This window comes from Lentzea flava (assembly GCF_014648475.1).
GTDB lineage: Bacteria > Actinomycetota > Actinomycetes > Mycobacteriales > Pseudonocardiaceae > Lentzea > Lentzea flava.
Genome location: NZ_BMRE01000051.1, coordinates 33,336 through 45,903, shown reverse-complemented (window position 1 = coordinate 45,903; position 12,568 = coordinate 33,336). Strand labels below are relative to the sequence as shown.

The window sequence follows — 12,568 nt, the reverse complement described above, 5'->3', positions numbered from 1 at the left end:
CGACTGGGAGGACTCGTGATGACCGAAGCCGCCATGACCGATGCCGAGGAGACGTTTCCCTATCAGCGGCAGTGTCCGTTCACGCCGCCGAAACAGTACGCCGAGATGATGGCGGAGGACGTCTCCCAGGTCACGCTGACGGGGTCGGGGCTGAGGATCTGGACGATCACCGGCTACCACACGATCCGCCAGATCCTCACCGACCCGCGGATCAGCGCCTCGCGCAAGCACGACAACTTTCCGTTCTACTTCATCGCCCCGCCGGAGTTCCGCACCGAGACGTCGTTCATCGGCTACGACAACCCGGAGCACACGCGGACCCGGCGCAAGGCCGCCGTCACCTTCACCACCCGCCAGGTGAAGCGGATGCGGGGCCGCATCGAGGAGATCGTCCACGAGTACATCGACAAGCTGCTGACGATGACGCCGCCGGTGGACTTCCACCGCGAGTTCTCGCTGGCCGTGCCGATGACCGTGATCTGCGAGCTGCTCGGCATCCCGCAGGACGAGCACGACTTCTTCATCAAGCACGGCACGTGTCTGCTCGGCGGGCACAGCACGCCGGAGCAGCGGCAGGCCGCGATCGTCGAGGTGAACGCCTACGTCGACGAGCTGATCACCATCAAGGAGCGCGAGCCCGGTGACGACCTGCTCAGCAGGGCGATGGCCGAGTACGCCGCGTCCGGCGAGGAGTACACGCGCCGCGACCTGTTCAACATGATCCGCCTGTTGATGAACGGCGGCCACGAGACCACGGCCAGCATGCTGTCGCTCGGCACGGCCGCGTTGCTGGAGAACCCCGACGAGCTCGCGAAGCTGCTCGCCGACCCGGAGGGCATGATCGAACCCGCGGTCGAGGAGCTGGTGCGGATCGCCACGATCGGCGACACCGCGATCCCACGCGTGGCACTGGAGGACATCGAGATCGCGGGCAAGACCATCAAGGCGGGCGACGGCATCCTGTGCCTCGGCCTCGCCGGCAACCGCGACCCGGAGATGTTCCCCGAACCGGAGAAGCTGATCCTCGAACGCGGCACGCGCAAGCACCTCGGCTTCGGTTACGGCCTGCACCACTGCATCGGTGCCGACCTCGCCCGGCTGGAGATGCAGATCGTGTGGACGACGTTGTTCCAGCGCATCCCGTCGTTGCGGCTCGCGAAGCCGTTCCTCGAAATCCCGCGCAAGGAAGGCGCCGTGATCTACGGCCTGTGGGAGCTCCCGGTCATGTGGGACGAGGTGAACTGACATGCCCAAGATCACCTACACGCAGCCGGACGGCGTTCAGTCCGTTGTGGACGTCAACGAGGGCGACTCGGTGATGCGCGGCGCCGTGCTGAACGGCGTGCCGGGCATCGTCGCGCAGTGCGGTGGCGGCGCTTCCTGCGGCACCTGCCACGTCTACGTCGACAAGGACAACACCAAGCCGTTGCCCGAGATGCATCCCGTGGAGGACGAGCTCCTCCACTGCACCTCCAGCCCCAGGCAGGACAACAGCAGGCTCAGCTGCCAGCTGCCCGTGTCCGCTGAACTCGACGGGCTCGTGGTGCACGTGCCCGAGACACAGATCTGAGGGGAAGCAGATGACCGCCTTCGTCACGGGCGCGACCAGCGGGATCGGTCTCGCCGTCGCGCGCAGCCTCGCCGAGCAGGGCCGCGAGGTCTTCGTCGTGGCGCGCAACGCCGAGAACGTGTCGTCCACGGTGAAGCAGTTGCGCGAGGACGGGTACACAGTGGACGGTACGACGTGCGACGTCACGTCGACCGCCGACGTGCGTGCCGCCGTCGCGCTCGCCGTGGAGAAGTTCGGCCGCATCGACGTGCTGGTGAACAACGCGGGCCGCGGTGGTGGCGGCGAGACCGCCACGCTGGACGAGGACCTGTGGCTCGACGTCGTGAACACCAACCTCAACAGTGTTTTCCGCGTGACCCGTGAGGTGTTGAGCAACGGCAAGATGCTCGACGGCTCGTGGGGCCGCATCATCAACATCGCCTCCACGGGCGGCAAGCAGGGCGTGATGCTGGCCGCGCCGTACTCCGCGTCCAAGCACGGCGTCATCGGCTTCACCAAGGCGGTGGGCCTGGAGCTCGCGAAGACCGGCATCACGGTCAACGCCGTGTGCCCCGGCTACGTCGAGACGCCGATGGCCGTGCGCGTGCGCGCCGGGTACGCGAACTACTGGGGCGTCACGGAGAACGACGTCCAGGAGAAGTTCAACGCGAAGATCCCGCTGGGCAGGTACTCGACGCCGGAGGAGGTGGCGGGGCTGGTGTCGTACCTGGTCACCGACACCGCGGCGTCGATCACGGCCCAGGCGCTGAACGTCTGCGGCGGACTGGGCAACTACTGATGTCCGTCGTGGTGATCGGCGCCGGACAGGCGGGCTGTCAGGCCGCGGTGTCCCTGCGCGAGCAGGGGTACCGCGGCCCGGTCACCATCGTGGGTGACGAGAACGTGCCGCCGTACCAGCGGCCACCCCTGACCAAGGCGTACCTCGCGGGGGACGTCGACCTCGACGGGGTGCTGGTGCGGCCGGAGTCGTTCTACGCCGAGCACGGCATCGACCTGGTGCTCGGCGACCCGGCCGCGGCCGTCGTGCGGGAGGACCGCGAGGTGCATCTGCGGTCCGGCCTCGTGCTGCGCTACTCGCACCTCGTGCTCGCCACAGGTGCCCGTCCGCGCACCCTGCCGGGCGCGCTGACCCTGCGCACCGTCGCCGACGCCGAGGTGCTGCGGGAACGCCTGCACCGCCCGGCCCGCGCCGTGGTGATCGGGGCCGGGTTCGTCGGGCTGGAGTTCGCCGCCGTGGCGCGCACCAAGGGACACGAGGTGACCGTCGTCGAGGCGCTGCCGCGGGCACTCGCCAGGTCCGTGTCGCCGATCGTGGCCGACCACGTCGTGGCGCGGCACGAGGAACGCGGGGTGCGGGTGCTGCTCGGCGCCCAGCTCTCCGCGCCGGAACGCGGCAACGCGGACCTGGTCGTCGCCGGCATCGGTGTCGTGCCGAACGTGGCGCTGGCCGAGGACGCCGGGCTGACCGTCGACGACGGCGTCGTGGTCGACGCGCACCTGCGCACCGACGACCCGTTCATCTACGCCATCGGCGACTGCGCGAGCTTCTCCAGCGCGTTCGCGGGGACCAGGATCCGCCTGGAGTCCGTGCAGAACGCGATGGACCAGGCGATGTGCGTGGCGGCGGGGATCATGGGATCGGCCGAGCCCTACACGGCCGTGCCGTGGTTCTGGAGTGACCAGTACGACATGAAGCTCCAGATCGCGGGCATCACCCGCGGGCACGACCGCACCGAGATCGACGGCGACCCGTCGAGCGGCCGGTTCGCGGTCTACTGCTACCGGGGCGACCGCCTGCTCGGGGTGGAGTGCGTGAACAAGCCGGCGGCCTTCGTGCAGACGCGCCGGCGGCTGGCGGAACGGCAGGAGTTCTCTGTCGCCTGACACACCGGTACGGGCACCCCGCGGGGTGCCCGTACCGGTGTCACGGCTGGTTCGCCCAGTGCGGGGAGTCGAGGATCTCGACGACGGCGCAGCCCCAGCTGTACCCCGCGCCGACCCCGACCAGCACGATCCGCTGACCAGGCCTCGCCCTGCCGGAGTCGACCAGGTGGCCGAGGCTCGCGAACTGGTCACCCGCGCCGAGGTGCCCGACGGTCCTGCTCCACTCCCACGTCGTGCGCTCCGGCGCGATGTCGTAGGGCCGCAGGTAGTTCACGTCGAGCCGGCGCCTGCCGAAGTGGGGCAGCACCACCCACTCGGCGTCGCCGAGCTTCATGTCCGCGTCCGCCAGCGCCTCGTCGATCACGGCGGCCTGCCCGGCGTTGGCGCGGTTGATCCCGTAGGAGAGCCCGTACTGCCTGGCGAAGGCGTTCTTGGCGGCCTCGAAGTCGACCGGCATCCGGTGCGCGAAGGGCGCCAGCCCGAACGGCTCGTCGCCGCGGTGCAGCGGTTCGAGCTCGGAGTCGGCGTTGACCGAGAGCGACAGCAACTGCGCGTAGCCGCCGCGGCGCGAGAGGACCACCGCGCTGGCACCGTCCGCGTAAGGCGTGCCGGGGTCGGTCCGCCAGCGGTCGATGCCCGGCAGGCAGAAGCGGTCCGCGGTGGTCAGCAGCGCGTCGGCGGGCTCGCGCAGGGCGAGGTACGACACGGCGAGGTCCAACGCGGCCATGCCACCGTTGGACATCTGCCGGATCTCCAGCGCCAGACAGCCGTTGCGCACCGTCTCGCGCTGGATGTACGAGCCGACGGGCCACAGGTCCTGGCCCTGGTGGTAGGTGTCGGCGTGCAGGATCAGCGCCACGTCCTCTGGCGTCGAGCCGGCCCGCGCCAACGCGGTCCTGGCCGCCGCCACGGCCATCTCGGCCGCGGACTCGTCCGGCGACACGGCCACCGACACCACGTCGGTGCGCGCCACCAGACGCGGCTCGCACTCGCCGGAGGCGAGCGCGTCAGCCACCGTCAGCGTGGACGGCAGGCGGACCCCGTTGCCCCGGATGAAAACGTCGTCGATTCGCACACCGATGATCGTCGCGCCCGGCTCTGGATCTCGGCCTCAGCGTGCCTTGAGCACGGTCCGTCACGGGCGCGTTAGGGTGGGCCTGGTGGGGTGGAGGGGAAACAGATGATCCGAGTCCTGCTCGCCGAGGATATGCACATGGTGAGAGGCGCGCTCATCGCCCTGCTCAAGCTCGAGCAGGACATCGAGATCGTGGCCGAGGTGGACACCGGCGACAAGATCATCCCGATGGTGGCGAAGCACCGCCCGGACGTCGCGGTGATCGACATCGACATGCCGGTGATGGACGGCCTCACCGCGGCTGACGAGATCCGCGAGAAGATGCCGGAGATCCGCATCCTGATGCTGACGAGCCTCGCCAGGCCGGGCACCCTGCGCAGGGCGCTGTCGCTGCGGGTGGACGGCTTCCTGCTCAAGGACGCGCCCCCGGACCAGCTCGCGGACGCCATCAGGGACGTGATGGCTGGCAAGCGCGTGGTGGACAGCCAGCTGGCACTGGCTGCCTGGGACAGCGGCGCCTGCCCGCTCACCGACCGTGAGCTGGGCGTGCTCAAGCTGGCGGCGAAGGGCGCGGACGCGGCGGAGATCGCGAAGTCGCTCAGCCTGTCCGTCGGCACGGTGCGCAACTACCTCACGACGATCATCACCAAGCTGAACGCGCGCAACCGGATCGACGCGATCCGCATCGCCGACGACGCGGGCTGGCTCTGACGCTGATATATCGGATATCGGGCTGCTGTTCGCGCCGTATCCAGTACATCGGTCCGCTGGCCTTGATATATCGGATATCGCACGCCATACACAGTATCCGATATATCGGTCCCTGGAGCGTGCAGCGTTCTACCGATGGCGCAGGTCAGTTCCCGGCTGAGCGTGGCACGTTGATATATCGGATACCGGCTGTCGTTCGCAGTATCCAGTATATCGGCTTGCTGACCCTGATATATCGGATTCTGCACGACATCGCAATATCCAATATATCGGCGTCTGGTGGGTGCGGGCTCCGTGGCAGATTGATATATCGGATATGGCATGCCATCCGCAGTATCCGATATATCACCGCCCAGGCTCGGGCGTACAAAGCTCAGCCCCACGCCGCGGACTCAGGCCAGCTACAAGACCAAGGGCCCGAGCCGCCCCAGCGAGCTACCCGACGGGAATCTCGGCATGCAGCCGGTAGATGTCCGCCTCACTGCAGGCACGCAGCGTCCCCCCGACCGCACGCACCCGCGTCGTCAGGTTGTCGATGCCGCTACCGGCCAACTCGTGCCGCCCAGAAGCGGGCACGCCGTCGTTGACGATGTCCATCGTGACGGTGCCAGTGGAGTGCGTCAGCGTGATCTCGCACCGCTCAGCCTTGCTGTGCCGCAACAGGTTCGTCACGCCCTCCCGCAGCACCGTCGCGAGCGTGGTGCGGACGTCCTGCGGCAGGTCGCACTCGTCGAGCCGCATGGTCACGTCGATGTCCGCCGCCCGCAGCAGGGCCTGGGCGGACTGGGCCTCCTCGTCGAGCGACAGCTCGCGGTAGCTGCGAGCGACCGAGCGGACGTCGGTGAGCGCCTGCCGGCAGATCACCAGCACCTCGCCGAGCTCGTGCGTGGCGCGGGCGGGATCGCGCAGCACGAGCTGGCCGGCGAGCTCCGTCTTCAGCGTGATCGCGGAGAGGCTGTAGCCGAGCAGGTCGTGCAGGTCCCTCGCGAAGCGCAGCCGTTCCTGGGTGACGGCCAGTTCGGCGAGCTCGGACCTGGCGTCGTGCAGCTCCTGCACCATCGAGCGCAGCCGGGACATGCCGTAGACGACCAGCGCGCCGTTCATCGTCGCGACGATGCCGTAGCCGACGCCGAACCAGCCGCCGCCGTAGGCCCACTGCAGGCCGCACACGCCCAGCAGCACCGCGCCGGACGCCGCCCAGTTCACCGGCGGGCGCAGCACCAGCAGGGCGCTGCCCGCGACGAACCCGTAGATGCCGAGCGTCGGCCGTTCGAACGTCACGATCGGCAGGAACGTGAACGTCGCCAGCGCGGCCAGCGCCGCGTAGCCCGCCGGGGTGTGCAGCTCGAAACGCGGGTTGCTGAAACAGCCCAGCTGCAACGCGAGCGACCCGACGAGGCAGGCCACGGTCAGCGCGGTGGCGCCCGGGCCCAGGCCGGCGTCCAGGGTCCACAGCACCCCGTTGACGAAGTACACGGTGAACACCGCGCTCACGAGCAGCAGCGCGAGCCGCGGCGCCATCGACGGCATGCGGTCGTGGTGCTCCGCGTCGTCCTCGGCGATCGGTTCCGCCGTGATCGGCACCGTCGCGTGCAACCGGAACGTCTTCTCGTCGACCGGCCCCGCCTCGAGCTCACCGGCGAACGCGCCCACCCGCGTCGTCAGGTTGTCGAGGCCGCGGCCGCTGGGTTCTCCGGGGGTACGCCGTCCGTCGTTGACGATCTCGATCGACACCGAGCCGTCTTCGCGCGTGAGGGTGATCGCGCACCGCTCGGCGCGGCTGTGCCGCAGGATGTTCGTCACGCCCTCGCGCAGCACGGTGGCGAGCACGGTGCTGATCCCCGACGGCAGCTCGCCCTGCCGGGCGTCCAGCGTCACGTCGACGCCTGCCGCGCTCAGCACCGACCGCGCCGACGCGATCTCGTCGTCCAGGGAGAGCTGGCGGTAGCTGCTCGCCACCGCCCGCACGTCGGTGAGCGCCTGCCTGGCCACGGCGAGTACCTCGGTCAGCTCCTCGCGGGCGCGTTCGGCGTTGCTCGCGACGAGCCGGCAGGTGAGCTCGATCTTCAGGGTGATCGCGGAGAGGCTGAAGCCGAGCAGGTCGTGCAGGTCTCTGGCGAACCGCAGCCGTTCCTGGGTGACCGCGAGCTTCGCGAGCTCCGACCGCGCGCAGTCGAGCTCCGCCACCAGCGACCGCAGCCGGGACAGCCCGTAGACGATCAGGCCGGTGCTGGTGGTGACCATGACCATGTACAGGATGTCGATGAACGGGCCGGTGTAGTGGGCCTGCAACGCGCCAATGGCGACCGCGTTGGCCGCGAACACGAGCCAGCCCGCGAGCCGGGGGAGCACGAGCGCCGCGCTGCCCGCGAGAAAACCGGGCAGGCCTATCCAGTCCTCGCCGAAGTAGGCGACCGGCACCCAGATCAGCGCGGCCTGCGCCGCGAGCGCCGCGTACGCGACCGGGGAGTGCAACTCCGAGCGCGGGTTGCTGAACACCTTGAGCTGCAAGAACATCAGCGCGCTCAGGCAGAGGAGCGCGATGGTGATCCGCGCAGGGGTCGGGCCGTTCGTCAGCACGTACAGGAACGTGTTGATGAAGAAGCCCGCGAACACGACGGTGGCGGCGAGGAAGGCGAGTCTTGGCGCGGTGCGGGAAACCGTGCCGGGCTCCATGCGTTCAGCCATCCCCGCTCCTCCACGAAGACCGCGATCCGGCGGCGCGCCGGCCCCCCTGGCAAGCCTCGCGGTCATCGTACCCACCACAACGGATCACTCGTCCGCGTTCGGCGGTAATGAGCGGCCTGGCAGGGTGAATCCGGCTCCGGTGAGATAGGCGACCACGTCGGCCACGACCGGCCGGTCGAGCTGCAGCGAACCGGAGATCTCCGTGATCGTGGTGTCGCCCGCGAGCAACGCCTTGGCGACCGCCGTCGCCGGCTCCCGGTGCAGCACCACCTGGTAGCGCAGGCCGGGCACCACGAGCACCTGGTCGCCGTTCAACCCCTCGATGACCGCTTCCGGCCGCAGCCTCACCGGCTGGTCGTCGTCGACGTGCGGCAACGTGAAGACCGCGTCGTGGGCCACCGCGATGACCGACAGGATCGGCCCCGCACCGTCGAGATGGCCCAGTGACGGGACGACGACCCCGCCGAGCTGGTCGAGTGTGCGCTTGAGCCGCCGCCATTCCGTGCACGGCCCGGAACCCGCCTTCCACCGCGCGAAGTTCTCGTTGAGCGGCCAGATGTTCTCGAGCGCGACGGGTCCGAGCGTCATGCGGCGCAACGCCTCGCGGACGACGGGGTTCGGATCGGCGACCACGATGTCGCCCCAGCGTCCCCTGACCGTGAGTGCTTCGCCGTCGACGCCGTTGTCGACGACCGCGTCCTCCAGGAGCGACCACAGTGGCCGCCCCGAGGGAACGTGGGATGGGCGGTGTGCCGGCACGATGGCTCCTTGACTCACATGAACAGCGGAATCGGGTTCAGCTCGTCGTAGGCGGAGGGTTTGTCGAGCCTGCCCAGTGTTACCGGAACGTCGTAGAGCCTCCCTCGAGCGAGCCTGGACCAGAAGTGCCGCAGGCCCGGCACGATCACCTTGACCACCGGCAACCCGATGTCCGGCCGGGTCTGGTCGAGCACCAGGACCTCGAGTCCGAGCGCCTCCAGCCGTGCCTGGATCATCCGGACGTCCGCGTGCAGGTCCGGTTGCCAGCTGTACCGGTGCTGCACGGCGGGCGTCGTTGTGCTGGGCAGCAGGTACGGCTGGTTCGCCACGGTCGCGGTGCTCAGCCACTGCCGCAGATCCGTGTCGAGCTCCCGCCACGCCGCCGGCGTCAGGTCGACCACGGCGGGCAGCACCTGGTTCAGCTCGGTGAGACAGCGGCGCAGCGCGATGTGCGGGTCGAGGTGGGCGCCGAAGCCGAACATGACGTCCTCGCGCGGACCGTCGATCCGCCGGGACACCGCGGCCATGACCGGGATGTCGAGGTCCGCCGTCAGGTCGAGCACCCACACCTCGCGTCCCAGTCCCCGGTGCACCTCGCGCATCTCGGTGATCCACGGGTCGGCGAACGAGTCGAGGTCCACCGCGGGCATCGGCGTGCGGTTGTACCACCACAACGCGACGGCGTCGCGCTCGATCAGCTCCAGCATCCCCTGCAGCACCGCGTCCTCGATGCTGCTGCCCGCGGCGCAGCCGTTGGAGTCCGCGATCACCCCGGGGTGCGCGGGCGCGCCGAAGTAGAGCATGCCGGTGGGCAGCAGCCGGTGGTGTTCGCCGGTCAGCGACCACACCGGCGTCCAGTCCAGTTCGGCGTTCTCGTCGAACGCCTCGGTGACGTACTGGAACGCCGAGTGCCTGTCGTTCCACCGCGCCCGATCGGCGAACTGCCTCGGGTGGAAGAGCTGGCAGGTGTCCGGGTGGATCGCCTGCTCGCCGAGCGAGCGGAAGCTGGCGCGCAGCACGGCCTCGTCGCCGTGGAACGACGCGCTGTGCCGTTCCAGCGCCTCGCACAGCGCGCCCACCTTCGCGTCGAGCGGCGTGGCCCCCTTGCCGCCGCTCTCACAGCGCAGCGTCGACCACAACCCGTCCAGCCCGCGGCCGGTCGCGGCGAGGTTCCCGCCCGCCAGGTAGGAGTTCAGGAACTCCGGCCCGCGCGGGTCGCGCCGGACCTCCTTGACGATCCCGGTGATCGGGCTGATCAGGTGCTGGTACCTCGCCAGCACGTCGCGAGGTTTCGACGAACGGTGGCCGCCGCCGGCACCGGCCACTTTGGTCCGCGACTGCAGCCGGACCGGCCGGTTCGCCTGCTCGCGCAACGCCTCCGGGTCGCCGCACGCCCGGCACTGCGGCCGTGCCGTCACGGTGTGGTGCGAGACGCGCGTGGTCAGGCTGTCGTAGGCCCAGACCTCGCGCTGCCCGTCGTGCCGGTACCCGGCGAGCCACTTCGTCGTCTCCAGCGCGGCCACCTGCGCGGCCGTACCGGAGACCGACGGCAGGAACACGGCCGGACGGGCGGCCGGACCACGCTGTCCGGACGCCGCCTGCACGTGCGCCTCCGCCGGGCGGTTGGCGGACAACCGCGCCGCCAGGCAGTGCCAGCACGCGCTTTCCCCCGGAGTGAAGAACGGACCCACCCACACCTGGGTGCCCACGGGCTTCACGATGAGCCACGGCCGGTTCGCGGCACGGTGTGCCGCGTCGATCGCCGCGAGTTCCGGCGCCAGGTAGTCGGCGCAGACCACCACGGTGAGGTCGCCGGCTGCGTCGGCGACGACCTCGACCCCCGCTTCCCGCAGCGCGCCCGCCATCGGTTCGGTCAGACAGTCACCGACGCCGGTCACGCTGACCCGCGCGGTGGTGGTGCTGGTCGAAGCTGCCACCGGGTCGAGCCCGGTGGCGTCCCAGTAGGCCAGTGCGGCTTCCTCCGCGGCGAGGGACTCGTCGGACTGCCAGCCGATGAGTCCCGCGGTGTGCAGCCGCCCCAGCATCTTGCGGATCTGCTCGGACGGGACGTGTGCGGGCACGTCCCGGAGCAGTGAGTCGACATCTCTCGTTCCGTCCAGCAACGACGCCAGCAGCTCGATGTGCTGCCCCCGGATCGCCGTGACCCCGCTGTCGGAGAAGAGATAAACAGCTTCCCCCTTGACGACTTCCGGCCTCAGGTGTCGTTTGAAGCCAATTCTTTCTGTCCCGCCGTGTCCCCCCTCCACTGTCATGCCGCTTGCACCGCGCCGACCGGAGGCATGCAGCAGCGCCCCGTGCTGCAGACGAAGCTGACGCCGGACACGGTGATCGTCGGCCGGTCGAGCTCCAGGATCAGCAGGTCGGCGTCGTCCGAGGTCAGGGTGTGCTCGGCGGACGGGAACAGCAGGTCCAGCGTGTGCTTGGCAGACATCTCGGTCTCCTGGTTCTGGTGGGTGTTTCGTTGGTGGAGACCATTCTGGTTTTAGGCCGCGAGCTGCCGGTAGTGCTCGGTTAACGCCTGCGCATATGACATTTTCATGCCTCCGCACGGGCCGGACTCATCCCAAACCGGTGGCCGGTGCACTGCTGTTTTTCCTCCGGCGGGACGACACTTCTGAACAAGGAGGTGGACAGCGTGGAAATCAAGGTCCTGGGCCCGGTGGAGGCCAAGGTGAACGGTCGTTCGGTGACCCCGACGGCGGCGAAGCCGAGGCAGATGCTCGCGCTGCTCGCGCTGCACGCCGGACACGTCGTGTCCGTCTCGACGCTCATCGAGGAGCTGTGGGACGACCGTCCTCCGCGCAGTGCCCGCACCACGTTGCAGACCTACATCCTCCAGCTGCGCAAGCTGATCGGGGGCGTGTCGTCCGGTGACGCCAAGGAGGTGCTGGTGACGAGGTTCGGCGGCTATCTGCTGGACGTCGCACCGGAGTGCGTCGACGTGCACGAGTTCGAACGGCTGTCGCAGGCGGGTTATCGCGCCGCCGAGACAAGGGACTTCGCCTCCGCGTCCCGGTTGCTGCGCTCGGCGCTCGCCCTGTGGCGCGGGCCGGCGCTCGTGGACGTCCGGCCGGGCATGCCGCTGGGCGCCGAGGTGGTGCGCCTGGAGGAGAACCGGCTGAACGCGGTGGAGGCGCGCATCGAGGCGGACCTGCGGATCGGCAGGCACCACGCGTTGCTCGGCGAGCTCGCCGTTCTGGGCGCGCAGTTCCCCATGAACGAGAACCTGTGCGAGCTGCACATGGTCGCGTTGTTCCGGTCCGGCAGGCAGTGGCAGGCGCTGGACGTCTACAAGTCGTTGCGGGAGACGCTGATCCGCGAGCTGGGTGTCGGCCCGTCGGCCCGGCTGCAGCAGCTGCAGCACGCGATCCTCAACTCCGACCTGAGGCTCGACAGCTCGCGCGCACGCGAGCCGGAAACTCTGCTGGCCTGACACCAGGAGCCGGAGAAACGCTCGGCCGGGGCTTCCGGCCGAGCGTTTTTGCTCGTGGTGATGGCTGTCCGAAAAGGACTCTCAAGGCGATGTCCAGCGTCGGCCCAGCTCAGACGTGCAGGCTGGCACGTGGCGGTTGGATCGCCTTGGTGAGAAAGGACAAGACGTTGAGTGAGCTGACGATCTCAGGGCTACAGGAGATCTTGCACGAGGCGGCGGGCGGCGACGACTCCGTCCAGTTCGGACAGGACGTCCTCGACACGCCTTTTCTCGAGCTGGGCTTCGACTCCCTCGCACTGCTCGAGACGGTGGCACTGATCAAGCGCAAGTACGGCGTGGCCGTCGCCGACGACGAGCTCGCCGACCTGCAGACCCCGCGCGAGCTGTTGAACAAGGTCAACTCCGGCCTCGCGGCCGCCTAGAGAGG

Annotated in this window: 12 protein-coding genes; 7 read left to right on the top strand and 5 right to left on the bottom strand. The window is 69.3% G+C overall.

Annotated features, from left to right (window positions below):
* Nucleotides 1-18: 18 nt before the first annotated feature.
* The 4 genes from IEZ09_RS37265 to IEZ09_RS37250 are packed head-to-tail and all read left to right on the top strand — an operon-like array spanning nt 19 to nt 3,454.
* Complete coding sequence (locus tag IEZ09_RS37265; RefSeq protein WP_189258539.1) at nt 19-1,245, top strand: cytochrome P450; 1,227 nt, start codon at nt 19-21, stop codon at nt 1,243-1,245.
* A gap of 1 nt (nt 1,246) precedes the next feature.
* Nucleotides 1,247-1,570 carry a 2Fe-2S iron-sulfur cluster-binding protein gene (locus IEZ09_RS37260; RefSeq protein ID WP_189258538.1) on the top strand — a complete coding sequence of 108 codons (324 nt, stop codon included), beginning with the start codon at nt 1,247-1,249 and terminating at the stop codon, nt 1,568-1,570.
* 10 nt (nt 1,571-1,580) lie between these two features.
* Nucleotides 1,581-2,348, top strand: a complete 768-nt coding sequence (locus IEZ09_RS37255; RefSeq protein ID WP_189258537.1) for an SDR family NAD(P)-dependent oxidoreductase — start codon at nt 1,581-1,583, stop codon at nt 2,346-2,348.
* Complete coding sequence (locus tag IEZ09_RS37250) at nt 2,348-3,454, top strand: NAD(P)/FAD-dependent oxidoreductase (RefSeq protein WP_189258536.1); 1,107 nt, start codon at nt 2,348-2,350, stop codon at nt 3,452-3,454. The genes IEZ09_RS37255 and IEZ09_RS37250 overlap by 1 nt, the downstream gene beginning before the upstream one ends.
* Nucleotides 3,455-3,494: 40 nt before the next feature.
* On the opposite strand, the gene IEZ09_RS37245 is transcribed toward IEZ09_RS37250, so the two are convergent.
* Entirely contained in the window at nt 3,495-4,529 is a 1,035-nt protein-coding gene (locus tag IEZ09_RS37245; protein WP_189258535.1) for a ketoacyl-ACP synthase III family protein, read from the bottom strand.
* Nucleotides 4,530-4,634: 105 nt separating this feature from the next.
* Between IEZ09_RS37245 and IEZ09_RS37240 the strand changes: the two genes are divergently transcribed.
* The gene (locus IEZ09_RS37240; protein WP_189258534.1) at nt 4,635-5,240 is read left to right on the top strand and encodes a response regulator transcription factor; all 606 of its coding nucleotides are present in this window, start codon (nt 4,635-4,637) and stop codon (nt 5,238-5,240) included.
* 435 nt (nt 5,241-5,675) lie between these two features.
* Here the strand turns inward: IEZ09_RS37240 and IEZ09_RS37235 are convergent, their stop codons facing one another.
* The 4 genes from IEZ09_RS37235 to IEZ09_RS37220 form a co-directional block, all read right to left on the bottom strand.
* Nucleotides 5,676-7,928 carry a sensor histidine kinase gene (locus IEZ09_RS37235; RefSeq protein ID WP_189258533.1) on the bottom strand — a complete coding sequence of 751 codons (2,253 nt, stop codon included), beginning with the start codon at nt 7,926-7,928 and terminating at the stop codon, nt 5,676-5,678.
* An 84-nt stretch (nt 7,929-8,012) separates the two neighbouring features.
* Nucleotides 8,013-8,687 carry a hypothetical protein gene (locus tag IEZ09_RS37230; RefSeq protein WP_189258532.1) on the bottom strand — a complete coding sequence of 225 codons (675 nt, stop codon included), beginning with the start codon at nt 8,685-8,687 and terminating at the stop codon, nt 8,013-8,015.
* A 14-nt stretch (nt 8,688-8,701) separates the two neighbouring features.
* On the bottom strand, nt 8,702-10,960 hold the full coding sequence (locus tag IEZ09_RS37225; protein ID WP_189258531.1) for a TOMM precursor leader peptide-binding protein: 2,259 nt from the start codon (nt 10,958-10,960) through the stop codon (nt 8,702-8,704).
* Complete coding sequence (locus IEZ09_RS37220; RefSeq protein WP_189258530.1) at nt 10,957-11,139, bottom strand: hypothetical protein; 183 nt, start codon at nt 11,137-11,139, stop codon at nt 10,957-10,959. Before IEZ09_RS37220 ends, IEZ09_RS37225 begins: the two co-directional genes overlap by 4 nt.
* 204 nt (nt 11,140-11,343) lie before the next feature.
* Here IEZ09_RS37220 and IEZ09_RS37215 point away from each other — a divergent pair, with 204 nt between their 5' ends.
* Nucleotides 11,344-12,141, top strand: coding sequence for an AfsR/SARP family transcriptional regulator (locus IEZ09_RS37215; RefSeq protein WP_189258529.1), 798 nt, complete (start codon nt 11,344-11,346; stop codon nt 12,139-12,141).
* 149 nt (nt 12,142-12,290) lie between these two features.
* Nucleotides 12,291-12,563 (top strand): acyl carrier protein, encoded by a 273-nt coding sequence (locus IEZ09_RS37210; protein WP_229813296.1) that lies wholly within the window; start codon nt 12,291-12,293, stop codon nt 12,561-12,563.
* Nucleotides 12,564-12,568: the final 5 nt, after the last annotated feature.